This window comes from uncultured Winogradskyella sp. (assembly GCF_947496485.1).
Taxonomy (GTDB): Bacteria; Bacteroidota; Bacteroidia; order Flavobacteriales; family Flavobacteriaceae; genus Winogradskyella.
On the sequence record NZ_CANMCZ010000001.1, the window covers coordinates 929,238 to 955,559 of the forward strand.

Annotated in this window: 26 protein-coding genes and 1 tRNA gene; 11 read left to right on the forward strand and 16 right to left on the reverse strand. The window is 34.3% G+C overall.

The features are described from left to right. Nucleotides 1-58 precede the first annotated feature (58 nt). The 4 genes from Q0822_RS03900 to trxA form a co-directional block, all read right to left on the reverse strand. Nucleotides 59-229, reverse strand: coding sequence for a hypothetical protein (locus Q0822_RS03900; protein ID WP_299120388.1), 171 nt, complete (start codon nucleotides 227-229; stop codon nucleotides 59-61). Between the two features lie 515 nt (nucleotides 230-744). Beyond that, a tRNA-Asp gene (locus tag Q0822_RS03905) sits at nucleotides 745-818 on the reverse strand. Nucleotides 819-894: 76 nt separating this feature from the next. Next, a complete protein-coding gene (locus tag Q0822_RS03910) occupies nucleotides 895-1,824 on the reverse strand; it encodes a DUF58 domain-containing protein (RefSeq protein ID WP_299120390.1) in 930 nt (309 codons plus the stop codon). Nucleotides 1,825-1,892: 68 nt separating this feature from the next. After that, a complete protein-coding gene (trxA, locus tag Q0822_RS03915) occupies nucleotides 1,893-2,210 on the reverse strand; it encodes a thioredoxin (RefSeq protein ID WP_299120392.1) in 318 nt (105 codons plus the stop codon). A 305-nt stretch (nucleotides 2,211-2,515) separates the two neighbouring features. Between trxA and Q0822_RS03920 the strand changes: the two genes are divergently transcribed. Further along, the gene (locus Q0822_RS03920) at nucleotides 2,516-2,947 is read left to right on the forward strand and encodes an SRPBCC domain-containing protein (protein ID WP_299120395.1); all 432 of its coding nucleotides are present in this window, start codon (nucleotides 2,516-2,518) and stop codon (nucleotides 2,945-2,947) included. Continuing rightward, nucleotides 2,937-3,263 carry a metalloregulator ArsR/SmtB family transcription factor gene (locus Q0822_RS03925; RefSeq protein ID WP_299120398.1) on the forward strand — a complete coding sequence of 109 codons (327 nt, stop codon included), beginning with the start codon at nucleotides 2,937-2,939 and terminating at the stop codon, nucleotides 3,261-3,263. The genes Q0822_RS03920 and Q0822_RS03925 overlap by 11 nt, the downstream gene beginning before the upstream one ends. Nucleotide 3,264: 1 nt before the next feature. Here the strand turns inward: Q0822_RS03925 and Q0822_RS03930 are convergent, their stop codons facing one another. The 3 genes from Q0822_RS03930 to Q0822_RS03940 form a co-directional block, all read right to left on the reverse strand. Then, entirely contained in the window at nucleotides 3,265-4,404 is a 1,140-nt protein-coding gene (locus Q0822_RS03930; protein ID WP_299120401.1) for a serine hydrolase domain-containing protein, read from the reverse strand. A 32-nt stretch (nucleotides 4,405-4,436) separates the two neighbouring features. Then, nucleotides 4,437-8,822: a DNA polymerase III subunit alpha gene (gene dnaE / locus Q0822_RS03935; protein ID WP_299120404.1), complete on the reverse strand. Its 4,386-nt coding sequence runs from the start codon at nucleotides 8,820-8,822 to the stop codon at nucleotides 4,437-4,439. 134 nt (nucleotides 8,823-8,956) lie between these two features. Next, the gene (locus Q0822_RS03940) at nucleotides 8,957-10,246 is read right to left on the reverse strand and encodes a DUF6252 family protein (RefSeq protein WP_299120406.1); all 1,290 of its coding nucleotides are present in this window, start codon (nucleotides 10,244-10,246) and stop codon (nucleotides 8,957-8,959) included. A 213-nt stretch (nucleotides 10,247-10,459) separates the two neighbouring features. On the opposite strand from Q0822_RS03940, the gene Q0822_RS03945 reads away from it, so the two are divergent. From Q0822_RS03945 to Q0822_RS03970, 6 genes are all read left to right on the forward strand, one after another. After that, nucleotides 10,460-10,975: a 30S ribosomal protein S16 gene (locus Q0822_RS03945; protein ID WP_299120409.1), complete on the forward strand. Its 516-nt coding sequence runs from the start codon at nucleotides 10,460-10,462 to the stop codon at nucleotides 10,973-10,975. Nucleotides 10,976-11,040: 65 nt separating this feature from the next. Then, entirely contained in the window at nucleotides 11,041-11,568 is a 528-nt protein-coding gene (rimM, locus tag Q0822_RS03950; protein WP_299120411.1) for a ribosome maturation factor RimM, read from the forward strand. Next, on the forward strand, nucleotides 11,569-12,282 hold the full coding sequence (locus tag Q0822_RS03955) for a methyltransferase (protein ID WP_299120413.1): 714 nt from the start codon (nucleotides 11,569-11,571) through the stop codon (nucleotides 12,280-12,282). A gap of 62 nt (nucleotides 12,283-12,344) precedes the next feature. After that, nucleotides 12,345-13,523: an acyl-CoA dehydrogenase family protein gene (locus Q0822_RS03960; protein WP_299120416.1), complete on the forward strand. Its 1,179-nt coding sequence runs from the start codon at nucleotides 12,345-12,347 to the stop codon at nucleotides 13,521-13,523. Nucleotides 13,524-13,643: 120 nt separating this feature from the next. Further along, on the forward strand, nucleotides 13,644-14,360 hold the full coding sequence (locus tag Q0822_RS03965) for an SGNH/GDSL hydrolase family protein (RefSeq protein ID WP_299120419.1): 717 nt from the start codon (nucleotides 13,644-13,646) through the stop codon (nucleotides 14,358-14,360). Between the two features lie 29 nt (nucleotides 14,361-14,389). Beyond that, entirely contained in the window at nucleotides 14,390-15,286 is an 897-nt protein-coding gene (locus Q0822_RS03970; protein ID WP_299120421.1) for a metallophosphoesterase family protein, read from the forward strand. Here the strand turns inward: Q0822_RS03970 and Q0822_RS03975 are convergent, their stop codons facing one another. From Q0822_RS03975 to trmB, 7 genes are all read right to left on the reverse strand, one after another. Then, on the reverse strand, nucleotides 15,287-15,622 hold the full coding sequence (locus Q0822_RS03975; RefSeq protein WP_299120424.1) for a 2Fe-2S iron-sulfur cluster-binding protein: 336 nt from the start codon (nucleotides 15,620-15,622) through the stop codon (nucleotides 15,287-15,289). After that, on the reverse strand, nucleotides 15,622-16,683 hold the full coding sequence (locus Q0822_RS03980; protein WP_299120426.1) for an NAD(P)/FAD-dependent oxidoreductase: 1,062 nt from the start codon (nucleotides 16,681-16,683) through the stop codon (nucleotides 15,622-15,624). Before Q0822_RS03980 ends, Q0822_RS03975 begins: the two co-directional genes overlap by 1 nt. Before the next feature lie 66 nt (nucleotides 16,684-16,749). Further along, complete coding sequence (locus Q0822_RS03985; RefSeq protein WP_299120428.1) at nucleotides 16,750-16,989, reverse strand: NifU family protein; 240 nt, start codon at nucleotides 16,987-16,989, stop codon at nucleotides 16,750-16,752. After that, the gene (locus Q0822_RS03990; RefSeq protein ID WP_299120431.1) at nucleotides 16,990-18,129 is read right to left on the reverse strand and encodes an Mrp/NBP35 family ATP-binding protein; all 1,140 of its coding nucleotides are present in this window, start codon (nucleotides 18,127-18,129) and stop codon (nucleotides 16,990-16,992) included. 172 nt (nucleotides 18,130-18,301) lie between these two features. After that, nucleotides 18,302-18,631: an MGMT family protein gene (locus Q0822_RS03995; protein ID WP_299120434.1), complete on the reverse strand. Its 330-nt coding sequence runs from the start codon at nucleotides 18,629-18,631 to the stop codon at nucleotides 18,302-18,304. After that, nucleotides 18,631-19,260, reverse strand: a complete 630-nt coding sequence (locus tag Q0822_RS04000) for a LysE family transporter (protein ID WP_299120436.1) — start codon at nucleotides 19,258-19,260, stop codon at nucleotides 18,631-18,633. The genes Q0822_RS03995 and Q0822_RS04000 overlap by 1 nt, the downstream gene beginning before the upstream one ends. Before the next feature lie 3 nt (nucleotides 19,261-19,263). Beyond that, nucleotides 19,264-19,938, reverse strand: coding sequence for a tRNA (guanosine(46)-N7)-methyltransferase TrmB (gene trmB, locus Q0822_RS04005; protein ID WP_299120439.1), 675 nt, complete (start codon nucleotides 19,936-19,938; stop codon nucleotides 19,264-19,266). Between the two features lie 195 nt (nucleotides 19,939-20,133). On the opposite strand from trmB, the gene Q0822_RS04010 reads away from it, so the two are divergent. Continuing rightward, nucleotides 20,134-21,111, forward strand: coding sequence for a glycosyltransferase (locus Q0822_RS04010; RefSeq protein ID WP_366125097.1), 978 nt, complete (start codon nucleotides 20,134-20,136; stop codon nucleotides 21,109-21,111). On the opposite strand, the gene Q0822_RS04015 is transcribed toward Q0822_RS04010, so the two are convergent. After that, a complete protein-coding gene (locus Q0822_RS04015) occupies nucleotides 21,085-22,128 on the reverse strand; it encodes an ATP-binding protein (RefSeq protein ID WP_299120441.1) in 1,044 nt (347 codons plus the stop codon). The two genes, Q0822_RS04010 and Q0822_RS04015, sit on opposite strands and share 27 nt — an antisense overlap. Beyond that, nucleotides 22,128-22,814, reverse strand: coding sequence for a response regulator transcription factor (locus tag Q0822_RS04020; protein ID WP_299120444.1), 687 nt, complete (start codon nucleotides 22,812-22,814; stop codon nucleotides 22,128-22,130). The genes Q0822_RS04015 and Q0822_RS04020 overlap by 1 nt, the downstream gene beginning before the upstream one ends. Nucleotides 22,815-23,044: 230 nt before the next feature. Between Q0822_RS04020 and Q0822_RS04025 the strand changes: the two genes are divergently transcribed. After that, a complete protein-coding gene (locus tag Q0822_RS04025) occupies nucleotides 23,045-25,174 on the forward strand; it encodes a T9SS type A sorting domain-containing protein (protein ID WP_299120446.1) in 2,130 nt (709 codons plus the stop codon). Nucleotides 25,175-25,247: 73 nt separating this feature from the next. After that, nucleotides 25,248-26,228 carry an acyl transferase gene (locus Q0822_RS04030; protein WP_299120449.1) on the forward strand — a complete coding sequence of 327 codons (981 nt, stop codon included), beginning with the start codon at nucleotides 25,248-25,250 and terminating at the stop codon, nucleotides 26,226-26,228. Nucleotides 26,229-26,322 lie beyond the last annotated feature (94 nt).

The following is a 26,322-nucleotide window of genomic DNA, read 5'->3' on the forward strand; positions in this document are numbered from 1 at the left end:
ATAAACAAATTTAGCCCTCATGTAAATAAGGGCTAAATATATTTTTATTTAGGTAAGTTTAACCTTGTTGTTTTATGTCTTTTTTCTTCTTGTTTACAGCTAGTAAATCAAAATTGCTCTTTGTTTCATAAGTAGGCTTATCGGTAACTTGCGTTTCGTTAGATTGCACGCCAGATACAGTTAAAACAAGTACAGCAACTAAGGCTAAAGTAATTTTCAGGGTTTTCATATGTATAAATTTAATTAGGGTTTAATAGTTAAATTTTTGCAATAAACATATTGCTCCGAGGGAATGGATTATTAACTATTTTAGGATGAACCTAAAATTTATACTAAAATAAAAACGAGGGATGTTTTCTAGACAACACGTGTCTAATAGTAAAATGGACTAAAATTTTCCTTATTAAGCGATTTGAGGACTTAAGAAGGACAACAAATATAAATTTAATTTTGAAATAAACAAGAAAATCATCGATTAAGCGCTATTTAATTTCGATTAAGCGTATTTTTACTGTTCATAACCTGTTGAAAACTAACGATACAATGATTTTAGTTTTATTTCAGAAAATGCCACAAAACAAAAAAGCATCCCGATTTTCTTATTCAGAAAAAAGGAAAGCCTTTCATCGGCAAGTATCCAAATCAATTGGATATCTTACTACTACTCCAAGATTTCTCCTGGAACAACACAACATCTTTATACTAAAAAAGCTCTAATTTCTCAGAGCTTTTAAGCAATTTTAGCGGTCTGGACGGGACTCGAACCCGCGACCTTCGCCGTGACAGGGCGACATTCTAACCAGCTGAACTACCAGACCGTTGCTTAATTGCGAGGGCAAATATACATTGCATTTTTAATATCGCAAACAAAAATCTAAAAAAATAGAGGATTCCTTAAACAAATTTTTGACGTTCAATCATGTACGTCGTCAGAATACTATTAAAACCTGCATTGATATCGGCTTCTACGTACTTAATTTTATATTGTCCGCACCTTAATCTTAAACTATTAAAGTACGCTTTAACAGCCTTTTCGTAGTTGACCTTAACATTATCAGGATATAAATTAATGTATTCGCCTGTTTCTATATCTATAAAACGCTTTGGCCTATTATCAAAATCAAAAGTGAGTTCTTTAGCCTTATCAAATACATGAAATAATACCACTTCATGTTTATTATGCTTTAAATGTCTAAGGGCTTCAAATAACTTTTCATCATTTTCTGAGGTTTGAAACATGTCTGTAAATACAAAAATTAATGATCTACGATGAATCTTTTCTGCTATTTGATGCAGATATCGATAAGTTTCCGTTGTTTTAGTATCGGATTTAGAAACTACCGCTTCACTTAGTTTATTAAGTAACATTTGGTGATGGCGTTCACTTCCTTTTTCAGGTGAATAAAAATCATACGTATCACTATAAATACTCAATCCAACGGCATCGCGTTGCTTTTTGAGAATATGCATTAAAGAGGCGCTTGCCAAAGCTGAGAAAGCGATTTTATTAAGATTCTCTATTGAAGTCCCAGCAGTTTCAGGATAATGCATAGAACTACTATTATCTATAATGATGTGGCACCTTAGATTCGTTTCTTCATCATAACGCTTCGTATATAAGCGATCTGTTTTAGCATAAAGTTTCCAATCAATGTGCTTAGTACTTTCACCTTGATTATAAATCTTATGTTCAGCAAATTCAGCTGAAAATCCATGAAATGGACTTTTATGCATACCAGCTATAAAACCTTCAACTACTTGTTTTGCTAGTAATTCAAGGTTTTTAAAACCGCCTGCTTTATTAAGTTCTAATTGTAAATCCATGAGTTACCGAAACTAAAAAAGGTTTGCCGTATAGACAAACCTTTTATCATTTCTTTTAGAGTTATCGACTATAAAAGTGCGTCGATTGCTTCAGAATAAGCGTTTTTAGGTGCTACACCTACTTGACGACCTACTACTTCACCGTTTTGAAAAACTAATACTGTAGGTATGTTTCGTACTCCGTATTTAGCAGCAAATTCCTGATTTGCATCAACATCTACCTTACCAACTACAGCTTTACCATCGTACTCAGCACTAATTTCATCAATGATTGGTCCAACCATACGACATGGTCCGCACCAAGCTGCCCAAAAATCTACCATAACTGGCTTATCACTCTTTAATACTGTTTCTTCAAAAGTTGCATCTGTTATTTCTAATGCCATAATATTTAATTTTAATTGTATTCTACTTTAATTACACAAAATTAGTCAAAAATTTTGCCAAACCTTACATTGGCAGTATTTGATTTGGTTATGCCATTATTGACTGACAGTATAATTGTTATTTGGGCACAACCCAAGGGTCGGGCTGTCCGTCATATCTTTTTTGTTTTAATGACAAAAAAGGATGCCACTTCCATCCTTTGTGCAAGTTCTGAATTAATTATGCAGCTTTTTAGTTGCTTATTAAAACTATTTGTTTAATTTAGCAACCATAAAGTTGCGTATTAATCTAAAAAACGAATATTATGAGCAAAACAATCACAAAGGAAAAAGTATTTAATCATTCTATAGATCAAATCTGGAATGCCATTACAAAAGCAGAAGAAATTTCAACATGGTTTATCCAAGCAGATTTTAAAGCAGAGGTTGGATATAACTACACTTTCACTTCAGAGCCTAACGAAAAAGGATGTACTACAATAAGTGGGACTGTAAAAGAAGCTAATCCCTATAGATTAGTTTATACATGGATTGTCGCCGATACTAAGGTAGAAACAACTGTCACTTGGACATTAGAAGATCTAGGAAACTCAACCAAACTGCATTTAGAACATTCTGGTATAGAAAATTATGCAGGTGAAACTGCGCTTGCTATGTTTGATAGTTTTGATGGTGGTTGGAATAATTGTATTAATGGTCTAACTGATTATTTAAAAGAAGAGGTCAATGCAAGATAATATCACCAAATTATTTAAAGCGATTGCAGATCCTACAAGGCGTGATATTTTTCACGCCTTAGTGATAGCAACCTCAGCATTGTCTATTACTCAAATCTCAAATCAGTTCGACATGACCAGACAAGGTGTCACCAAACACATTAAGATCTTAAATGATGCTGGTCTAGTACAAATGGAAGAGCAAGGTCGCAATCGCTTCTGCTATGCAGATCCTAAGCCTCTAAAAGAAGTTAATAAATGGATGCAATTCTATTCACAATTTTGGGATGATTCTTTGGATAATTTAGGGGATTTTTTAAATGATAAAAACCTTTAACTTAGAATGTTTTAAGAACATTTATAAACGCGTAATTTAAATTTACGCGTAATTTTCTTTGGTCTCGATCTAATACAAATACTGCAATTGAAGTATTAAGTTCTGGGAAATAGTTTACAGCAGTTCCCCAAAATCCTCCATGACCATAGCCTTTTACTCCATCAAAATCAACACTAGACAAACCTAAGTAGTAATCACCTTCCATCTCTTGTTTTGGATTGGCTTTTGTATAAATTAAATCGAGGGTTTCTGGCTGAGTAAAAATTCTGTTGCTAAATAAACTTTGAGAAAACACAGCCAAATCTCTACTCGTAGAAGCAATACCTCCTCCACCAAATAAATCAAAAGAATGATTAATATTATAACTATCGAACCCTTCTGATGTCCAGTATTGATGTGCTAATGGTTTTAAATCTTCAGGATAGTCTTCTAAAGTTGAAAACCAAGTCGCGGTCATTCCAAGTTTATCATAGTTAATCAATTCACGCATTGATGTATAAAAAGGTTTTTTTGTTATACCCTCTATAATTTCTGTTAGTAATAAATAGTTGGTATCCGCATAAGCAAAAACATTCCCAGCTTCTCCTAGAGGCTCACCCATTTTTGTTGCCATTTCAATTTGCTCATTCCTAGTATATCTATGCTTTGGATCATCCTTAATCATTTGCATATAATCTTCTGTACCAGCATAATCATAAATACCACTTGTGTGATTTAGTAATTGCGCCAAAGTAATATCTGAAGTATCATAACCATCAGATTTAAGCAACGCGTTGGTTTCTTCAAAAATCAAAGTGTCAATAGCTTGGTTCAGATCTAGTTGGGATTGTTCCGCCAATTTTAAAATTGCAACACTCACATACGTTTTTGTGTTGCTCGCAATCAAAACTGGTTGGTCTTTTAATAAGGGGGCTTTTGAGTCTTTATCTGAAATACCCACTGCTCCACTCCAAGAAATAGCTTTATCTGGTGCTTCAACATGAACCATAATTCCAATAGCATCTTTATTTTGAGCATAAATTGAATCTAAAATAGATTGGAAAACTTCGGTTTTACCCTTTTCGATAGTTGTTGTTTTCTTCTCTTTTTTACAACTAAAGAAAAGTAGAATAATTAGAATACTTAATAGCGTTTTTTTCATAGTCGTGAGATTCTTGCCTTCACAGGAAGGTGTTAATTCAATTTATACATCACATCATGCGCTTTCAATTCATGCAAAAGTTCTTGAGAAATTTTCACTTTCTGTTTGCGACTTGGCATTTGCACTTTTATTTTTTCTTTGTTGTCGTACACCACAAAATTGAGGGTATTACTACCTTCATGAATTCTCAACAAGTCGTGCAACTTCGTTATCTTACCTTCACGCAAATCATCTATATTTAATTGTATCGACAATTTTTTAGCGTAGGTGTCCATTACGTCATGTAACAACTGAAAACTATTAAACTGTATTCTAGGATCCCCTTTTTTACCTGTATCTCTATTTACCCATCCTTCTTTGATAAAGGCTCGCACATAAACGAATGAATTAATAACAAAGAAATGTCTAAATTTTAAATAGTCTTCTCCAAAGATTCTAAACTCGTGGCTGTCTGTATAATCTTCAATGGTAAATAATGCCCAACCCTTGCCTTGTTTACTCACACGATGCTGCACATCAGTAACGACTCCACCAAAAGTCACTTCTCTATTAAGAATAGCTTCTAAATTATTAAAATTTGAAATAGTACCATTACAAAAGGTTTTCATTTCAATTTTAAAATCATCAAGTGGATGACCAGAAATATAGATACCTACGACTTCTTTTTCTCGCGATAATTTTTCCATAGTGCCCCAATCTTCGCAAGGCGGCACTAAAGGTTCTGCAATCTGCACATCACTAGATTCACCAAATAAACTGACTTGAGCCGAATTCTCATTCTCTTGATGTTTGGCTCCATACTTTACCGCTTTTTCTAAAAAGGTAATACCATCACCATCATGCGCAAAATACTGTGCTCTGTGTGTATCTGTAAAACAATCAAATCCGCCAGCATTAGCAAGACCTTCAAAGGCTTTTTTATTAGCTGCACGTAAATCGATACGTTTAGCTAAATCAAAAATAGACTTATAATGTCCACCGTCTTTTCTTCCTTCAACTATGGTTTTAACGGCTCCATGACCAACTCCTTTTATGGCTCCCATTCCGAAACGAACTGCATTATCTTTATTTACAGAAAACTTATAATAACTCTCATTGACATCTGGTCCTAATACGGGTAAACGCATACGTTTACATTCTTCCATAAAGAAGGTCACAGACTTAATATCGTTCATGTTATTAGATAATACAGCTGCCATATATTCTGCAGGATAATGGGCTTTTAAATAAGCAGTTTGATAGGCAATCCATGCATAACAGGTAGAGTGCGACTTGTTAAAGGCATAACTTGCAAAGGCTTCCCAATCTTTCCAGATTTTTTCTAATTTATCTTTATCTAGTCCTTTAGCACCAGCCTGCTCAATAAACTTCGGTTTCATTTTATCAAGAACAGCAATCTGCTTTTTACCCATGGCCTTTCTTAAAACATCAGCTTCACCTTTTGTAAAATCTGCTAACTTTTGAGACAGCAACATTACTTGCTCTTGGTAAACCGTAATACCATAAGTTTCTTTGAGGTATTCTTCCATTTCTGGCAAGTCGTATTCAATCTCTTCGTCACCATGCTTTCGTGCAATAAAGCTTGGGATATACTCCATAGGACCAGGACGATAAAGCGCATTCATGGCAATTAAATCATCAAAAACCGTCGGTTTAAGATTCTTCATGTGCTTTTGCATACCAGGAGATTCATACTGAAATATCCCAACGGTTTCACCACGTTGAAACAATGCATATGTCTCTTCATCGTCTAATGGGAAGGTATCTGGATCTAGAAGAATATCATGCTTCGCCTTTACAATTTTTACCGTATCCTTAATTAAGGTTAAGGTTTTTAGACCTAAGAAATCCATCTTTAATAAACCTGCATCTTCAACTACAGAGTTATCAAACTGTGTGACATATAGATCGGAATCCTTGGCCAAAGCCACAGGAACATAATTGGTAATATCACCAGGTGTAATAATGACACCACAGGCATGAATACCAGTATTTCTAACAGACCCTTCTAAAACTCTCGCTTGGTTTACGGTCTCAGCTTGTAAATCTTCACCATCAGAAATATTGAGGAGCTCATTGACTTTCTCTAAATCTTCAGCACGGAATTTTTTAGCCAATTCCTTTTCAGAAAGTCCAAATATCTTTCCGAGTTTAGACATGGTCGGAATCAACTTAGATATTCGGTCCGCATCTCCTAAAGGTAAATCTAGAACTCTGGCTGTATCTCTAATTGAAGATTTTGCAGCCATGGTGCCATAAGTAATAATCTGAGCAACTTGATTTGAGCCATATTTATCAATCACGTAATCCATTACACGACCACGTCCTTCATCATCAAAATCGATATCAATATCTGGCATGCTCACACGATCTGGATTTAAGAAACGCTCAAAAAGTAAATCGTACTTAATCGGATCAATATTAGTAATCCAAAGACAATATGCAACCACAGATCCTGCTGCAGATCCACGACCTGGACCAACAGATACATCCATTTTACGCGCTTCACGAATAAAATCTTCAACAATTAAGAAGTAACCTGGATAGCCCGTATTTTCAATAACACTTAATTCAAAATCGAGTCGTTCTTTAATTTCTGGTGTAATGTCTCCATAACGTTTTTTAGCACCTTCATAAGTTAAATGCTTTAAATAGGCATTCTCACCACGTTTGCCTCCATCATCCTCATCAGCTTCGTCTTTAAATTCGTTTGGTATATCGAAAGCAGGTAATAAAACATCGCGAGCCAATTCATAAGACTCAATTTTATCAACGACGTCTTGAATATTTACAATCGCTTCAGGTACATCTCTAAACAAAGCCTTCATTTCTTCCGAAGTCTTAAAATAGTATTCTTGATTTGGTAAACCATAGCGATAACCACGTCCACGACCTATTGGTGTTGCTTGTTTTTCTCCATCTTTTACACAGAGTAAAATATCGTGCGCGTTTGCATTTTCTTGATCAACATAATACGTGTTATTGGTCGCAACAAGTTTTACATTATGCTTTTTTGCAAACTGAATTAATACAGGATTCACCCGATTTTCATCTTCCTGATTATGACGCATTAATTCTATATACAAATCATCTTGGAAGGTGTCTTTCCACCATAACAAGGCTTCTTCTGCTTGATTCTCACCAACATTTAAAACCTTACTTGGTACCTCACCATAAAGATTTCCTGTTAAGCAGATTAAGTCTTCTTTATAGTGCTCAATCAGTTTTTTATCAATTCTTGGCACATAATAAAAACCATCCGTAAATGCAGCAGATGATAATTTTGCCAAATTATGATAACCATTTTTATTCTTAGCTATTAACACAATTTGATACCCATTATCTTTTCTGGTTTTGTCAGTATGATTCTCACAAACAAAAAACTCACAACCAATAATTGGCTTTATGAGCTTACCTTTCTTGTCTTCTCCGTTTTCTTCAGCTTCAGCATGCAGAGCTTTAATCTTTTTGTTATGATTACCAACAGCGCTCACAAAATGAAAAGCTCCCATCATATTACCATGGTCAGTCAAAGCCACAGCTGGCATATCTTCTTTAGCTGCAGCTGCTACTAAATCTTTAACACTAATTGTAGATTGAAGGATTGAAAATTGCGAGTGGTTATGAAGATGTACAAAATCAACATCAGCTAATTTTGATACTACTTCTTTATCAGTTTCAGTAGGAAGAGCATCTATTTGTTCTTTTTGAAGTCTTTGATTAATCTTAGCACTTTCACGCTTTAGATTAATATGTTTTAATCCTATAAGTTGAATTGTATCAGGATTTTCTTCTGAAAATTTCTGAAAATAATCGGGTTGAACATCGAGCTGTTCTTTGGTGTATTGCTCTTTTCTAATTAGTTCGAAAAAGCAACGTGTAGTTGCTTCAACATCTGCTGTTGCATTATGGGCTTCGTCAAAAGGTGTATCAAATAAGTACTGATGTAATTCAGTTAAGGTTGGTAATTTAAACTTACCATAACGCCCTCCTGGAATCTGACATAAACTTGCTGTATGTTCTGTACAGGTATCTAAAACTGGAAGTTCTTGAAGTGGATTTGCAACGTCTTCTCTCACAAACTCTGCTCCCATAATGTTTAGATCAAACTTTACATTCTGACCAACAACAAATTTAGTCTTTGATAAAGCAATATTAAATTTCTCTAATACTTCAGAAAGCGGCACACCTTGCTCTTGAGCTAATTCGGTAGAAATACCATGTATTTTTTCAGCATCATAAGGAATATTAAAGCCATCTGGTTTCACTAAATAATCTTGATGCTCAATACAATTTCCCATAGCATCATGCAACTGCCATGCAATTTGGATGCATCTTGGCCAATTATCAGTATCAGTTATTGGTGCATCCCAACGCTTTGGCAAACCTGTTGTTTCGGTATCAAATATTAAGTACATACAGTCGTTTTGGTGTAAAAAATCGGAACATTAAAATTAAGAAATTTTATACCTTTTTGAATCGAAAGTTATAAACAGTTGTAAACAAAAAAGCGTTACTAAATGAGTAACGCTTTATCTGTATATTACAATATTTATGCCTGCAAATAATCAGGTGTACCATCAGAATCTGTATCAATGGCATCTACAGGATTTCCATCTGCATTAGGATCTGCATTTTCATTAATGGTCAAAATAGTATCACCATCATCATCATTATCTAAATAATCTGCCACACCATTTCCATCTGTGTCACCAGTTTCAAAATTTGAGAATAAGCCATCACCATCATCATCATTATCTAAATAATTTACATCACCATCACCATCTGTGTCTATTGGATTTCCATCTGCATCTACTGCTTCATCTACGGTTAGTACTCCATCACCGTCGTCATCAGTATCTAAATAATTTGCTATACCATCACCATCAGTATCATCATTAGTAATATCACCATCACCGTTAAAATCTTCGAATGCATTTGGCACTCCATCATCGTCATCATCATCGCAGTTTAAACTATCTATATCAGCCTGAATACTTCCATCTACATCACCACAAAATTCAATTTGTTCTTGTAAGTAAAGTAAATATTGAGCACATTTCTCATCAAAATTACCAATTGTTGCTGTGACATATTGCGATTCTGCCTCCACTCTATTTGCAGTTGCTTGTTCGCAGGTTATTTGACAAACACCTAAACCATCTATAATGCTTTGAAGTGCATCATCAGGATCCCCACAAAATGTACGTTGATCACTTAAGGCATCAATATAGGCTGTACATGAAGCCTCATAGGCATCACTGTCTATAAAGTCCAACTCAGAAGCAAAAGTGGCCTCATAAGCCAAAAGCGCTACATCTGCCGCCATCTCTGAGTCTTCACAAGTTGTTATAGTTGTAGGAAATTCACCAAAAACCAGTGGTACTCTGTAGAAAATGCCATTGGTAAAGCCAACCGAATTCAATCCAGAGGCGTCAAAAGCTAAAAACCTGTAAGTGCCAGTAAATGTCCTAAGTGTGTAATCTATTTCTTCGATAACTATTTCGCCAAGTTCAGGATAAATTGATACACTTTCATCAGGTTTATTATTTGTTGAAAAGGTAGTTCCAAAACCATCAATATATTGAGCCTCTATGGCTTCAACATCTCCTAGTATAAAGGTAGACTCTGACACAGATGGTATACTAAGAATTACTTTTTCAGAAGTATTTGATCCTGTAATAGTTAAAAATCCTTCTGCTGAAATACTAGCAGAAAAAGCTTTAGCTCTCCATAGCACATTTTCGCGATCACCTTGAAAAGCAGGTGTATTAAATTGTACTTCGTCACCACAGCCATATAGCGTTAAAAAAACAAGAGATAGGAGAATTAGTTTTTTCATGTTTACAAAGGGTAATTTTTCTTTATTTCAAATATAATGAAACAAGGTTACCAAAAGTATAATAATTTTTATAACTGGAACTATATCAAATTCTCTTTTAGTTAAAGCGGTATTCTTTTAGATAAAGTGAATAATGTGTTGAGAATTAAAAAAATGTACTATCTTTGCGCCCTCATTAATAACAGAGGTCGAGAACCTCACTAATTAATTATTATGCCTGTAAAAATTAGATTACAAAGACACGGTAAAAAAGGAAAACCTTACTACTGGATCGTAGCTGCGGATTCTCGCGCTAAAAGAGATGGTAAATACTTAGAAAAACTAGGTGCTTACAATCCAAACACAAATCCTGCAACTATTGAACTAGACGTTAATGGAGCTGTGCAATGGTTACAAAACGGTGCACAACCAACTGACACTGCAAAAGCAATTTTATCTTATAAAGGTGCTATGCTAAAACATCATTTAGCTGGTGGTGTAAGAAAAGGAGCTTTAACCGAAGAACAAGCTGAAACAAAATTCAATGCTTGGTTAGAAGAAAAAGCTGCTAAAGTACAAGCTAAAGCGGACGGCTTATCTAAAGCTGATGCTGACGCAAGAGCTAAAGCACTAGAAGCTGAAAAAGCAGTAAATGAAGCACGTATTGCTGCAGCTGCTCCTGTTGTTGAAGAAGAAGTAGCTGAAGATGTTGCAACAGAAGAAACAACAGCATCTAACGAAGAAGAATAGAAAATTTATTTTTATACTTTTAAACCCAGACTATTAAGGTCTGGGTTTTTTATTTAGAAGTTTTTATGAAAAAAGAAGATTGCTTTTATTTAGGAAAAATTGTAAAGAAGTATAGCTTTAAAGGAGAACTCCTAGCGAAACTCGATACTGATGAACCTGACCTATATGATAATTTAGATGCCATTTTTATAGATTTAAGAGGTAACTTGGTACCTTTCTTTATAGAATCTTCTCAATTACACAAATCAGATTTATTACGTCTAAAGTTTGAAGATGTAGATACTGAAGCTGATGCTGATGCTTTAATGAAGTCTGAATTGTATTTACCTCTTGATTTATTACCAAAATTAGATGGTGACAAGTTTTACTTCCATGAGGTAATAGGTTTTTCAATTTCAGACAAAAACTTCGGACATGTTGGTATACTAAAAGGTATTAATGATTCTACTGCACAAGCGTTATTTGAAATAGACAGAGATGGTATAGAAATATTAATTCCCATGAATGATGAGTTTATAGTTAAAGTAGACAGAGAGAATAAAGCAATTGAATTAAATACTCCTGAAGGATTGATTGATTTATATCTGGAATAAATGAATAAGCCTTTCAAATTCAAACAATTTACGATAGATCAAGATAAATGTGCTATGAAAATTGGTACTGATGGTATTTTACTTGGCGCATGGACACCAGTTAGCGACAATACTATTTCAATTTTAGATATTGGTGCCGGTACAGGTATTTTGTCATTAATGCTAGCACAGCGAAGTAATGCACAAAATATTGAAGCTATAGAAATTGATGCTGATGCTTATGAGCAATGCTCAGAAAATTTTGAAAACTCACCTTGGGCAGATCGCTTGTTTTGTTATCATGCCTCTCTCATAGAATTTGTTGAAGAAGTTGAAGATAAATTTGACCTCATCATTTGTAACCCTCCATTCTATTCAGAGGATTATAAAACAAAAGATAATTCAAGAGACTTAGCTAGATTTCAAGATGCTATGCCATTTGAGCATTTAATTTTTGCAGTAGCAAATTTACTGTCAGAAAATGGGAGACTCTCAGTTATTATTCCTCATAAAGAAGAAATAAAATTTGTTGAGTTATCTTCCAAAGTTGGTTTGTCCCTTTGCAGAAAACTTCATGTAAAAGGTAATCCAGATTCAGACGTAAAACGCAGTTTATTAGAATTTTCATTCAAAAAAACTAAATTACAGACTTCAGTATTAGTTATTGAAACATCACGGCATAAATACACTGAAGACTACATTAATCTCACCAAAGATTTTTATTTGAAAATGTAGTATAGTTTTGCTCCATGAAAACGTTTTCGTTACTTTTGTTATTCAAATTTTAAATGACGAAAATGAAGCCAGATTTATTTGAAGCACCAGATTACTACAATCTTGACGAATTACTTTCTGAAGAACACAAATTAGTGCGTGATGCCGCAAGAGAATGGGTGAAACGCGATGTATCTCCTATCATTGAAGAAGCTGCTCAAAAAGCAGAATTTCCAAATTCAATTATTGGAGGTTTAGCCGAAATTGGGGCGTTTGGACCATATATACCCGAAGAATACGGTGGAGCTGGTTTAGATCAAATTTCATATGGTTTAATAATGCAAGAAATTGAGCGCGGAGATTCTGGTGTACGAAGCACAGCATCTGTTCAATCGTCTTTAGTAATGTATCCTATCTGGAAATATGGTAACGAAGAACAACGCCAAAAATACTTACCAAAATTAGCTTCTGGTGAATGGATTGGTTCATTTGGACTTACAGAACCAGATCATGGTTCTAATCCTGGTGGCATGACCACTAATTTTAAAGATATGGGAGATCACTATCTTTTAAATGGTGCTAAAATGTGGATTAGCAATTCACCATTCTGTCAAATCGCTGTAGTTTGGGCGAAGAATGAAGAAGGACGAATTCACGGTCTAGTGGTAGAACGTGGTATGGAAGGTTTTTCAACTCCTGAAACACATAATAAATGGTCCTTACGCGCCTCTGCAACTGGTGAGCTTATTTTTGATAATGTAAAAGTGCCTAAAGAAAATTTATTGCCAAATAAATCCGGATTAGGAGCACCGCTTGGTTGTTTAGATTCAGCACGTTTTGGTATTGCTTGGGGAGCGATTGGCGCAGCAATGGATTGTTACGATACAGCTCTTAGATATAGTAAAGAACGAATTCAATTTGGTAAACCAATAGGTCAATTTCAACTACAACAAAAGAAATTAGCAGAAATGATTACAGAGATTACTAAAGCCCAACTATTAGCATGGAGACTTGGTGTAATGAGAGAAGCAGGCACCGCAACATCAGCACAAATATCTATGGCAAAGCGTAATAATGTGGATATGGCATTAACCATTGCTCGTGATGCCAGACAAATGCTTGGTGGAATGGGAATTAGTGGCGAATATAGCATTATGAGACACATGATGAATTTAGAGAGTGTTGTTACCTATGAAGGTACTCACGATATTCATTTATTAATAACAGGTTTGGATGTTACTGGTTTAAACGCTTTTAAATAAAGGCTTGTTTAATTATCTCACTCAGACGGAATCGTTACAGATAATTATAAAAAAAATTGAAAATGCTTCTCTTAATAGAGAGGCATTTTTTTGTTCCCATCAAGTTGTATCTTTACAGCTATGAAAAAGGTAAGTTTTATTTTATTGTCGTTTATCAGTCTATTTGCCTGTAAATCTGATGAAATAATAGAGGCCTCTAATGACGATATGGAAATTGAGCAGCCTCAAAATTACAACTTATTATCGCTAGGAGATAGTTATACTATTGGCCAGAGTGTATGCGACACTTGTCGTTTTCCTGAGCAACTAAAACATAGATTATCAACAAGTTTTGACAATGAAGACACATACAACCTTAACGTTATTGCTCAAACAGGATGGACAACTACTGATTTAATAGCTGCCATAGTAAACGAGAATCTAGGTAATAATTATGACCTTGTCACTTTATTAATAGGTGTTAACAATCAGTATCAAAATGATTCTTTTTCTTTGTATGAAGATGAATTTCCAGAATTGGTTAATACAGCTATTACTCTTGCTAAAAATGATAAAAACAACCTCATTGTAATATCTATACCAGATTATGCCTATACTCCTTTTGGGCAAGGCAATGGAAATCCTGAAATAACTTCTCAAGAAATAGATATGTACAATACTTTTGCCGAAAATTATTGTATGCAACAAAATATTACTTTTGTAAATATAACCGACATCACTCGCAACGGATTAGATAACACAGCGCTTGTGGCTTCCGATGGTTTACATCCCTCAGAATTAGCATATTCATTATTTGTAGAACGTTTACTACCTATAGCTATCTCAAAAATTCAATAACTTTTAGTACATTAGTTGAAACCCTTTCAATGTCTTCAAAAACAAGATTAGACCGTGCCTATAAAGCAGCAAAACGAATAACGTTTAATGACGACTCTAAATTCATCTTATTTAGTGATTGTCACAGAGGCGACAATAGTTTTGCTGATGATTTTGCCAATAATCGGAATATCTATTTTCATGCATTAAAGCATTATTATTCTGAAGGTTTTAGTTATTGCGAGCTTGGTGATGGTGACGAATTATGGGAAAACCTTTCTTTTGAATCTATATTCTTTGCACATAAGAATGTATATATGCTTATGAAGCAATTTCATGATGAAGAACGTTTGCATATGATTTGGGGAAACCATGATATGGTATACCGCAATCCTGATTATGTGGACAAGCATCTGAACACTTATTTTGACCCTAAGACAGGTGAAGATGTTGAACTATTTTGTGATATTAAATATCATGAAGGGATTGTTTTACAGAATTCTGAAACCAAGCAGGAACTATTTTTATGTCATGGACATCAAGCCGACTGGTGGAACTATTTGTTTTGGAAATGGAGCCGTTTTATGGTTCGTATTCTTTGGAAACCATTGAATGTTATGGGAATTGCAGATCCTACTAGTCCAGCCAAAAACTACAAAGAGCTCATAAAAGTAGAACGCAGAACTAAAAAATGGATTGTAGAAAACAATAATTTGGTTACTATTGCTGGTCATACACACCGACCACGTTTTCCAGAACCTGGTGACATAGCCTTTTTTAATGATGGAAGCTGTGTACATCCCAGAAGTATTACAGGTCTAGAAATTGAAAATGGTGAAATTTCTTTAATAAAGTGGCAAATTGTTACTACTGACGATGGAAATTTAAAAATTGATCGATTTTTATTAGAAGGGCCTACGAGGTTAATTGATTATAAGACTGGGTAATCAACTCTCTGGCGCCAACTCAACCTCCAAGCCTTCCATTTCTGGAGTCATTTGTATTTGACAGCCTAAACGTGAATTATCTTTTACATAAAACGCTTCTGAAAGCATGGCTTCTTCGTCATCTTGCATTTCTGGCAATTCAGAGTTGCTCAAAACATAACATTGACAAGAAGCGCACATGGCCATACCACCACAAACACCAATCGTACCTTCTGGAGCTAGCTCATAAGAGCGTACAACTTCCATAAGATTCATTGCCATATCAGTTGGTGCTTCAATTTTATGGGCAACTCCATCTCTGTCTATAATGGTTATGTTAATGTCTTGTACTTCCATTAATTAATGGCTTTAACTACGGCTTTTGGTGCTTCTTTACGTGTACCATCAAAACCATCAATACCAGATACTGTAGTATATTTTAATACATAACGCTTACCGGGATTAATGATTTGATATGCCGATTGGCACATTAAAGTGGCTTCATGAAAACCACAAAGAATAAGTTTTAATTTTCCTGGGTACGTATTTACATCTCCAATTGCAAAAATCCCTGGTATATTGGTTTGGTAATCTAAAGAATTATCGACCTTAATAGCATTTTTTTCTATTTCAAGTCCCCAATTTGCAATTGGTCCAAGTTTAGGAGATAAACCAAATAAAGGAATAAAATGATCACATTTTACTTCAAACTCTTTTTCTATATGTTGTGCTTGCTTTACTACAACAGCCTCTACTCTTTGGTCTCCAACAATACCAACTACTTCTGCTGGTGTTATTAGATTAATCTTTCCTTTATTTTTTAATTCTTGCACTTTCTCTACCGAGTCTAAATGCCCTCTAAATTCATTTCGTCTGTGAATCAATGTCACCTCAGAAGCAACATCACTCAAAAAGATACTCCAGTCCAAAGCGGAATCACCACCACCTGCAATCACCACTTTTTTGTTTCTATATATTTCTGGATTTTTAATGATGTATTCTACTCCTTTTTCCTCAAAATCAGTAATGTTATGAATTAATGGTTTTCGAGGTTCAAAACTTCCTAAACCACCAGCGATTGCAACTACAGGAGCTTGGTGTTTCGTACCTTTATTTGTAGTTACAATAAATGTACCATCCTCTTGTTTTTCTATCGTCTCAGCACGTTCACCAAGAGTAAAACCAGGTTCAAATTGTTTACATTGTTCAAGCAATTTATCGGTTAAATCCCCTGCTAAGATTTCTGGATAAGCCGGAATATCATAAATTGGTTTTTTAGGATAAATCTCCGAACACTGACCACCTGGCTGCGGCAAAGCATCTATTAAATGGCATTTTAGTTTAAGAAGTCCTGCTTCAAAAACTGTAAAAAGTCCTGTCGGACCTGCACCAATTATAAGAATATCTGTTGTAATCATTAATGTGAATTTGAAAGCAAAACTACTAATGCAGTATAGAATATAATGTGACAAATGTCACAATATTTATTCAATATTAATAACTTTTTCGATTTGTGGAGCATATTTTTTAATGGTCATTTCTACACCAGACTTCAATGTCATCTGATTAACGTTACAAGAGGTACAAGCACCTACAAGTTGCACCTTAACAAACTTGCCATCATCAATAGACAATAAATTGATATCACCTCCATCACTTTGTAGAAACGGACGAATTTCATCCAATGCTTTTTCTACATTTATTTTAAGTTCCTCTGAGCTCATCTACTTTTTATTTACAGCAGAACAACCTGCCATTGTTGTAATTTTTATTGCTTCGGTAGCTGGTAAGGCTTCATTTCTATTTACCACTTGTTTAACAACTTCGCGAGTTATTTCTTCGAAAGCTTCTTCAATCGGAGTTGCTGTTTGTAATGCTGCTGGTCTCCCTACATCACCTGCTTCTCTAATACTTTGCACAATTGGTACTTCACCTAAAAATGGTACTTTTAAATCTTCAGCCAAATTTTTAGCGCCTTCTTTACCAAAAATATAATATTTGTTTTCTGGTAATTCATCAGGAGAGAAGTAAGCCATATTTTCAACAATTCCTAAAACAGGAACATTAATACTATCTTGCTGAAACATTGCAACCCCTTTTTTAGCATCTGCCAAAGCCACATTCTGAGGAGTACTAACCACAACAGCTCCTGTAATCGGTAAAGCTTGCATAATACTTAAGTGAATATCGCCTGTTCCTGGAGGTAAATCAAGTAACAAAAAATCCAATTCTCCCCAAGCTGCATCAAAAATCATTTGGTTTAAGGCTTTAGAAGCCATTGGTCCACGCCAAATAACCGCTTGGTCTGGTTTTGTAAAAAAACCAATGGATAATATTTTAACTCCGTAGTTTTCTACAGGTCTCATTTTAGATTTTCCATCTACATTAACAGACAATGGACGCTCTGATGCTACATCGAACATAATTGGAATTGATGGTCCGTAGATATCTGCATCTAAAACTCCGACTTTAAAGCCCATTTTAGCTAAGGTTACTGCTAAATTTGCAGTAACAGTAGATTTTCCTACTCCCCCTTTACCAGAAGCCACAGCTATTATATTTTGAATACTAGGAATTGGTTTTCCCTTAATCTCATTTACAGCAGGTTTTGTAGGAACATCAACTTTTACATTGACTTTTATTTTCGCTTTTTCATAAACTTCTCTATGAATGGTTTGCAAAATTTCAACTTCTGTTTTCTTCTTAGCTTGAAGACTAGGATTTTTAATTGTAATATCTACTATGACCTCATCTGCAAACGTTACCACATTAGTTACAGCACCACTATCTACCATATTTTCACCTTCGCCAGGCGCGGTAATGCTTTTTAGAGCGTTAAGTATATCTTGTTTGTTAAGCTTCACGTCTTATATAGATTAATTCTAAATGCAAAGATACTGCTAAAAGTTTAGATTTTGAAGTGAATAAATTGAATTGAATAATGACTAGATTTAGTTTGCAAATGGTTGTTTGATTTACTATTATTTGTGAATTTTATTATCCTTAGGCAACTATACCTAGTGCAACCACAAGATGTTATAATTCCTTAGCCGGGTCCCAATAAACCGATTCTAAATTTTGGATCTGATTATCTACAACTTCTATGCCTTCACTTTCTAAAAGTTGCTGCATTAAGTTGGTGCCTTCAAAATGATGTTTTCCTGTGAGCAAGCCTTTTCTATTTACTACACGATGTGCTGGCACGTCCTTACCACCAGATCCATTCATCGCATAGCCAACAATACGAGCACTTTTTGCTGCTCCCAAATACTTGGCAATCGCTCCGTAACTTGTTACTCTTCCATAAGGAACTAATCTGGCAACTTCATATACTTTTTCAAAAAATCCAAGAGTTTCGGGTTGCATTATAATTCTCTTAAAATATTAATAAACGTAATTAATGCCACAATACCTGTGATGATACCTATACTATAATTCATGCTTTTTTGAGAGGTGAATTTTTTGTCTTTTATTTTATCGAAAAAGAATATGTAGAAGTAAAGTGCTACGAAAGTTCCCATTGAAGCACCTGTAACGTAAGTAATGATACTTGTACGTTCAAAATTCATCCAACCAAAAGTAGCTAAGGTAATTGTCATGTAGGCCTGGTATGGAATAGGAAATACGTTCAAAGCAGATAAAAACATACCATGTAATAATCGTCCATGTTTACTTTTTATTTCAGTTTTGGCCTTAGTTTCTTTTTGTTTAGAAGCTAATATTAGAAAGTATATTGCGATAAGCACAAAAAGTACAAAAGCAACACGCTGAAGTATTTCGACTATATCTGGTCTATTCGATAAATATCTTGCAAAAATTGCCGCTATGTAAGTCTGAACAAAAACAACTATTGAAACGCCCGAAGAAAACATTATACCTCTTGCTGCACCTTCTTTTAGACTTATTCTCGCTGCTGTCATATTAAGTAATCCTGGTGGGATTACACCAATAAGCGCAACAATAAGTCCGAGGAAGAAAATAACAGTAATACTCAAATTTTAGTTGATTTTGAACCTAATATACGTAATTGCTTTGTCTTTCTCTAAATACTGGTTTTCATAAAAGGTCTGAATCTCGGTAACTTCCTCTGGACTGCCTTCTAATTTGTATACATTATGATTAGAATATAATACTTCCTTTTTTAACCCATGCAACAAACCAAGTGTGTATCCATGCATAAACTCACTGTCAGTTTTTAGGTGCATTAAGCCATCTGGTTTTAATACTTTTTTGTAGCGTTCTAAAAATTGTAGATTAGTCATACGATGCTTCGTGCGTTTATATTTAATCTGTGGATCTGGGAAGGTAATCCATATTTCATCAACTTCATTTTCCTCAAAAATATATTCAACAAGTTCTATCTGCGTTCTTATAAAAGCTGCATTAGGTATATTTTCTTCAATTGCTGTTTTTGCTCCTCTCCAAAAACGTGCTCCTTTAATATCTATGCCTATAAAGTTTTTATCTGGATAGCGTTTAGCCAGACCAACTGTATACTCACCTTTACCACAGCCTAATTCTAAAACCAAAGGATGGTCATTTTTAAAAACATCCTTCCGCCATTTACCTTTTAAATGATAGCTTTCCTTGACCAACTCATCTCTTGTCGGCTGAAACACATTTTCAAAAGTTTCGTTTTCCTTAAATCGTTTTAGTTTGTTTTTACTTCCCACTTGTAATAATGTTTGTCTACAAATATTAATAATTCGGTAAAATTAAGGAAACATTTTAGGTTTATCTTTGTTTCATTCACTCATATATAAAATAAAAAGAGCCTGAGTCTTCTTTTACAAAATAAACGCATTTTAGTTGCTCCATTAAATTGGGGTTTAGGACACGCAACGAGGTGTATTCCTATTATCAATGCATTGATTGAGCAAAATTTTGAACCCATTATTGCTAGTGATGGAATAGCCCTAGAATTATTGAGAAAAGAATTCCCTAAGCTCAGAGCCTTTGAATTACCTTCTTATAATATTACTTATGCAAAAAAAGCAAACAGTTTTAAAATCAAATTATTAAAAGATTTCCCTCATCTTTTAAAAACTATAAAAAGAGAAAAAAAAGTAATTGAAAATTTAATTGAAACTCAAGCTATTTCTGCTATTATTTCAGACAATAGATTTGGTGTAAGGAACAGAGCTATTCCTTCAGTATTTATAACACATCAATTACGTGTTTTAAGTGGAAGTACAACTTGGCTTAGCTCTAAATTACATCAAAAAATAATTTCAAAATTTGATGAATGTTGGATTCCAGATTATGCAGGCGCAAAAAATTTAAGTGGAAATTTAGGTCATGTTGAAATTTTCACCTCTTCAATTAAATATTTAGGACCTATAACAAGATTTAGAAAACTGAAAATTGACACAAAATATAATCTTCTTATTTTACTTTCTGGACCAGAGCCTCAACGTACTTATATAGAGGAAAAAATGTTAGGAGAATTAAAACACTACAAAGGAAATGTGCTCTTCGTAAAAGGAAAGATAGAGAATGAACAGCATAAAGAGCATATTGATAATGTGGTTATCTATAATTTTATGACAAGTAATCAACTTGAAACTGCCATTAATGAAAGTGATATCATTCTTAGTCGATCGGGTTATACTACCATTATGGATTTGGCAAAACTTGAGAAGAAAGCTTTTTTCATACCTACTCCAGGACAATATGAACAAGAATATCTAGCTAAAAAGTTACATACTGAAGGTATTGCTCCCTATAGTAGACAAGATGACTTTAACATTAAAATGTTATCTGAAATTCAAAATTATAGTGGTTTTAAATCGGAAGAACAACAATTAAACTACACCAAACTATTTAGACTTTTCGAGAGTAAATGAAAACTCACTACCAACACCTAGTTGACTCTCTACATATATTTTTTCTTCGTGAGCTTCTATAATATGTTTTACGATAGATAGTCCTAAACCAGAACCACCTTCTTTTCGAGAGCCACTTTTGTCTATGCGATAAAAACGCTCAAATAAACGTGGAATATTTTCACTTAAAATACCTTCTCCATTGTCTGTTATTCTAATAATGGCTTTATTTTTAATAAGGTTTTCTATACTTACTTCTGTTGTACCTTTATCTCTTCCATATTTAATAGAATTTACAATGAGATTAGTTAAAACTTGTTGAATACGTTCTTTATCAGCATACACCATAATAGGATCTGGATAATCAATATCAAAAGTTAAGGTGATATTTTTTTTTGCTGCCTTCATCTCAAAAAGGTCAAACACATTTTGCACCAATTTTACTATATCAAAATTTTCTTTATCTAAACTGAGGTCACCTACTTCTAATTTGGTAATCATATCTAAATCTTTTATGATATAGATTAACCGCTCAACCCCTTTACTCGCTCTTTGTAAGTATTTCTTTTTTATTTTTTCATCCTTTATACCGCCATCTAATATGGTGAGTAAATAACCTTGAACGGTAAATAGAGGTGTCTTAAGCTCATGAGAAACGTTACCAATAAACTCTTTACGGTACTCTTCCCTTATTTTTAAGGTCTCAATTTCAATTTTTTTGTTTTTAGCATACTTATCTATTTCTTTTGTAAGCGTTCCCATATCAGTAGTTATAGGTTGCTGCCTTAAATTTGTAGATTCTAAAAGCGTAAGGTCATCGTATATTTTCTTAACACGTCTGTATATAAAGCGTTCTACTCTATATTGTACAATCGCAAAACATAAAGGAAAACAAATTAAGGGAAAGAAGACAACCTGCCAGTTAAATGAATGAAAGTAGTATAAAAAAACACTCACAAGGAGCGTAGTGAACAACGTTACGTAAAGTGCTGTTCGTAATGCGAATTTATATGTTTTTTTAAAGTTAGCTTTTTGCATTAGTCTACAAACTTGTAACCAACGCCTTTAACGGTTTCAAAGGATTTATTCCCAATTTTTTCACGAAGTTTTCTAATATGTACATCAATTGTTCTTCCACCGACAATAACTTCATTTCCCCAGACTTTATCCAAAATCTCTTCGCGCTTAAAAACCTTACCTGGTTTGGTTGTTAACAAAGATAATAATTCAAACTCTTTTCGTGGTAACGTAATTTCTTTACCTTTATTTGTAATCTTATACTCTTCTTTATAAATAACCAAATCACCAATTTTAACTATTGTATCGGTGGTACTATCTTCATCTTTAAGACGCCTCAGCAAAGCTTTGACTTTACTTACTAAAACTTTAGGCTTAATTGGTTTTGCTATATAATCATCAGCACCAGCGTCAAAACCTGCAACTTGCGAATAATCTTCTCCTCTTGCTGTTAAAAATGTAATGATGGTTTCGCTTAAGCCAGATTGTTCTCTAATACGTTCACAAGCTTCAATACCATCCATTTCTGGCATCATAACATCTAAGATTATTAGATGAGGCTTATATTTTTTGGCCTTTTCAACAGCTTCAACTCCATTTTCGCCAGTAATAATTTGATAACCCTCCGCAGATAAATTAAATCCAACAATCTCTAAAATATCTGGCTCATCATCAACCAGTAAAATCTTAATATCCTTTTTTTTCAATGTAAACTCAACTTTAAGGTTTTGTAAATATAGAATATATCTCCTTCAAGTTTATACTAATATGTAATTGATAACAATTCGCTAACATTGAATTATAACTCATTGAAAACTAAAACACATTGAAAATTACTATGTTAACTTAATGTAAAAAATGTTATTATTCAGAAACTCAATTATAAATTTCCACTATTTGTTAGTATATTTATAGTCTAACTTTTTAAAAATCGATTATGAAAAAACTTTACTTTCTATTATTTAGTTTGATGGGACTTCTTTCTTTCGGACAAGACTTAATAATTACTGGAATTATTGATGGCCCTTTACCAGGTGGAACGCCTAAAGGTCTTGAATTGTACGTTGCCAATAATATCGCTGATCTCAGCGTTTATGGGCTCGAAAGCACTACTAACGGAGCTGCAGCTGCAGGCCAAGAATACACATTTCCAGCTGATGCGGCCACTGCAGGTTCTTTTATATATGTTGCAACAGAATCGACCAATTTTGCTCAATATTTAGGTGTTAACCCAACATATACAGATGGTGTAATAGCTGTCAATGGAGACGACACAGTAATTCTTTACAAAAATGGAGCTGTTGAAGACTCAATTGGAGAGATTGGAGTTGATGGAACTGGCACAGCTTGGGATCATTTGGATGGATGGGCTTACAGAGTTGATGGATTTGGACCTAATGCAACATTCTCAGAAGCAGAGTGGACATTTAGTGGCGCTAATGCGTTAGATGGTTGTGACCTTGCTGATGACACTGGTACTAACGCTGGTTGTGCATCTGTTTTCCCGATCGGAACTTATTCACCTAATACGAATACAAATCCTACTATTACTATAACTTCTCCTGGTGATGCCCAAGCATTTGACTCAGGAACTACCACGGTTGATGTTGAGTTTTCCACAGCTAATGCACCTGGTGCTACAGTTAATATTACTGTTACAACTAACGGAGGAACTCCAGTTACAACCAATGGTGTAACAAGCCCTTTTACAATAAGTCCCACTGCAGATGGAGATACATTTTCTGTTAGTGTGGATTTAGTTGATGGTGGTGTTTTAGATTCAGATATGGTTGATTTTAGCATTGCCTTTCCATGTGATATTCAGGTAGGAACAATAACCGCTACTTGCGATAATATTACACCGGCATCTACTGATACTTATAATGTAACTATCGATTATACAGGTGGAGCTACAACTACTTATACTATAGATACAGGAGGGGTAGGCACAGTAGGTGGTGATAATCCAACAAGTGTTGCCGATGGTACAATAACCATAACTGGTATTACTGAAGGAACAGACTTTACAGTTACTTTCACTGGCGATTCTGCAAATAGTAGTTGCGATTTTACTAGAAGTATTAATAGCCCTGATTGTGACCCATCTCTTCCTCTTCCTCTTTATGAAGGTTTTGATTATACAGTTGCTCAAAATTTAGGAGACCAAACTAATTGGACAGATTTTAATAGTGGAGATAACATTGTTATTGGTGGTCCTGGAGGACTTACTTATCCTGGTTTAGCTGATGGAAACCAAACTGGTAATCATTTGAGTTTTGATGGTTCTGGTGCAGAATCTAAAATTGAATTCACACCTGTAACTACAGGAAAAATTTATACATCTTTTATAGTAAATATTACAGATATATCTACAATAACTGATTTAACTGATGGAGGATATATTGCTGCATTAGCCGCTTCAGATTCTGGTTATGATGCTAGAGTTTGGGTACGACCAGAACCAGTACCATCTAGTACTTCTGATAACCAAGGTGGCGGACCACCATATGAGATTTCAATTACAACTTTAACTTCTGGAGCTAATGGAGCTCCGTTTATTGGAAGTTATTTTGTTGGAGATGCTGTTCTAATTGTTTTAAGTTACGAACCTACTACAGGAGCATTAAATGGTTGGGTAAACCCTGGCTCTTTAGGTGGAGCTGAACCTGCTGCAGACTTTACAGAAACAGATTCTGCACCTGCTGCTTTTATAGACCGTTTTGTATTAAGACAAGATTCTGCAAATGAAACACCTTCTGTTCTATTTGACGAGTTAAGAATTGGAACTTCTTGGGCCGAAGTAACACCACAAACTTTGTCGAACGATGAATTTAGTTTAGACAAAGTTGCAATATATCCTAACCCCAGCGATACTGGGTTTGTGACAATTACTTCAACAAGTAACGACTTAATGAATATACAGATTTTTGATATTTTAGGAAAACAAGTTAAAAACGAGATATTAACTAATAACACGTTAAATGTTTCTAACTTAAAGTCTGGAGTTTACATTGTGAAGATGACTCAAAATAATGCTTCAACTACTAAAAAGTTAGTGATTAAGTAAGTATTTATCTTAAGATTTATGAAGCGTCCAGATAATTATCTGGACGCTTTTTTATTTTACATACTTTTGCAGGATGATATCTAATACAGAAATTTTCAATATAAAAACAACTTCAGAGTTTGAAGACTTAGCGTTAAAAGTCTTTAGTTTTCAGTTTGAAAATAACGCTGTATATCGTTCCTTTTGTGATTTACTTTATAAGCATCCAGCAGATGTTAAAGTTATTTCAGATATTCCATTTTTACCGATTCAGTTTTTTAAATCTCATGAAGTTTTAAGTTCTGATAAGACAGTTAAAAAAATCTTTACGAGTTCTGGCACAACAGGAAGTGCAACAAGTAAGCATTTAGTTACTGACATAAAACTATATGAAGATAGCTATACTAAAGCTTTCAGTTGTTTTTATGGTAATATTGAAGACTATGTGGTTTTGGCTTTACTCCCATCCTATTTAGAACGAGATGGATCATCTCTTATCTATATGGTCAATGACCTTATCACTAAATCTAAACAGTCTGAAAGTGGGTTTTACTTAAATAATCTTGAAGATTTGGCGAAGACACTAAACCAACTTGAAGCCAGAAAACAAAAAACATTACTAATTGGAGTTTCTTTTGCTCTATTGGATTTGGTTGAACAATTTAAGTTTAATTTAAATCATACTATTATAATGGAAACAGGAGGAATGAAGGGTAGACGAAAAGAAATTATAAGACAAGAGATGCACCAGATACTTCAGTCGGGTTTTGGAGTTGGTAAAATTCATAGTGAGTATGGTATGACAGAACTTTTGAGTCAGGCATACTCAAAAGGTGATGGTGTTTTTGGATGTCCGCCTTGGATGAGAATTTTAACACGCGATACTGAAGACGCATTAACAATTCAGCAACCGAACAAAACAGGAGGTGTTAATGTTATTGATCTTGCAAACCTTAATTCATGCTCATTTATAGCTACTCAAGATTTGGGTAAAGTTTATGGTAATGGGCAATTTGAAATAATAGGAAGATTTGATAATTCTGATATTAGAGGTTGTAATTTAATGGCTTTGTAAGGAAATTGAATCTCTTACGACTTAATAAGAGCTATGAAAAAGAAAGATTTTTTCATTAGTTGATTGATTGGTTAGTAGTGCCCAAAAGAAATTT

Coding starts and splice junctions, on each gene's coding strand:
- Q0822_RS04015 (WP_299120441.1), bottom strand. CDS start 22,128: ATGCAAAAAGCTAACTTTAAAAAAACATATAAATTCGCATTACGAACA.
- Q0822_RS03900 (WP_299120388.1), bottom strand. CDS start 229: ATGAAAACCCTGAAAATTACTTTAGCCTTAGTTGCTGTACTTGTTTTA.
- Q0822_RS03955 (WP_299120413.1), top strand. CDS start 11,569: ATGAATAAGCCTTTCAAATTCAAACAATTTACGATAGATCAAGATAAA.
- Q0822_RS03995 (WP_299120434.1), bottom strand. CDS start 18,631: ATGCAACCCGAAACTCTTGGATTTTTTGAAAAAGTATATGAAGTTGCC.
- Q0822_RS03965 (WP_299120419.1), top strand. CDS start 13,644: ATGAAAAAGGTAAGTTTTATTTTATTGTCGTTTATCAGTCTATTTGCC.
- Q0822_RS03960 (WP_299120416.1), top strand. CDS start 12,345: ATGAAGCCAGATTTATTTGAAGCACCAGATTACTACAATCTTGACGAA.
- Q0822_RS04025 (WP_299120446.1), top strand. CDS start 23,045: ATGAAAAAACTTTACTTTCTATTATTTAGTTTGATGGGACTTCTTTCT.
- rimM (WP_299120411.1), top strand. CDS start 11,041: ATGAAAAAAGAAGATTGCTTTTATTTAGGAAAAATTGTAAAGAAGTAT.
- Q0822_RS03925 (WP_299120398.1), top strand. CDS start 2,937: ATGCAAGATAATATCACCAAATTATTTAAAGCGATTGCAGATCCTACA.
- Q0822_RS03985 (WP_299120428.1), bottom strand. CDS start 16,989: ATGAGCTCAGAGGAACTTAAAATAAATGTAGAAAAAGCATTGGATGAA.
- Q0822_RS03910 (WP_299120390.1), bottom strand. CDS start 1,824: ATGGATTTACAATTAGAACTTAATAAAGCAGGCGGTTTTAAAAACCTT.
- dnaE (WP_299120404.1), bottom strand. CDS start 8,822: ATGTACTTAATATTTGATACCGAAACAACAGGTTTGCCAAAGCGTTGG.
- Q0822_RS03970 (WP_299120421.1), top strand. CDS start 14,390: ATGTCTTCAAAAACAAGATTAGACCGTGCCTATAAAGCAGCAAAACGA.
- Q0822_RS03930 (WP_299120401.1), bottom strand. CDS start 4,404: ATGAAAAAAACGCTATTAAGTATTCTAATTATTCTACTTTTCTTTAGT.
- trxA (WP_299120392.1), bottom strand. CDS start 2,210: ATGGCATTAGAAATAACAGATGCAACTTTTGAAGAAACAGTATTAAAG.
- Q0822_RS03975 (WP_299120424.1), bottom strand. CDS start 15,622: ATGGAAGTACAAGACATTAACATAACCATTATAGACAGAGATGGAGTT.
- Q0822_RS03945 (WP_299120409.1), top strand. CDS start 10,460: ATGCCTGTAAAAATTAGATTACAAAGACACGGTAAAAAAGGAAAACCT.
- Q0822_RS03980 (WP_299120426.1), bottom strand. CDS start 16,683: ATGATTACAACAGATATTCTTATAATTGGTGCAGGTCCGACAGGACTT.
- Q0822_RS03920 (WP_299120395.1), top strand. CDS start 2,516: ATGAGCAAAACAATCACAAAGGAAAAAGTATTTAATCATTCTATAGAT.
- Q0822_RS04030 (WP_299120449.1), top strand. CDS start 25,248: ATGATATCTAATACAGAAATTTTCAATATAAAAACAACTTCAGAGTTT.
- Q0822_RS03940 (WP_299120406.1), bottom strand. CDS start 10,246: ATGAAAAAACTAATTCTCCTATCTCTTGTTTTTTTAACGCTATATGGC.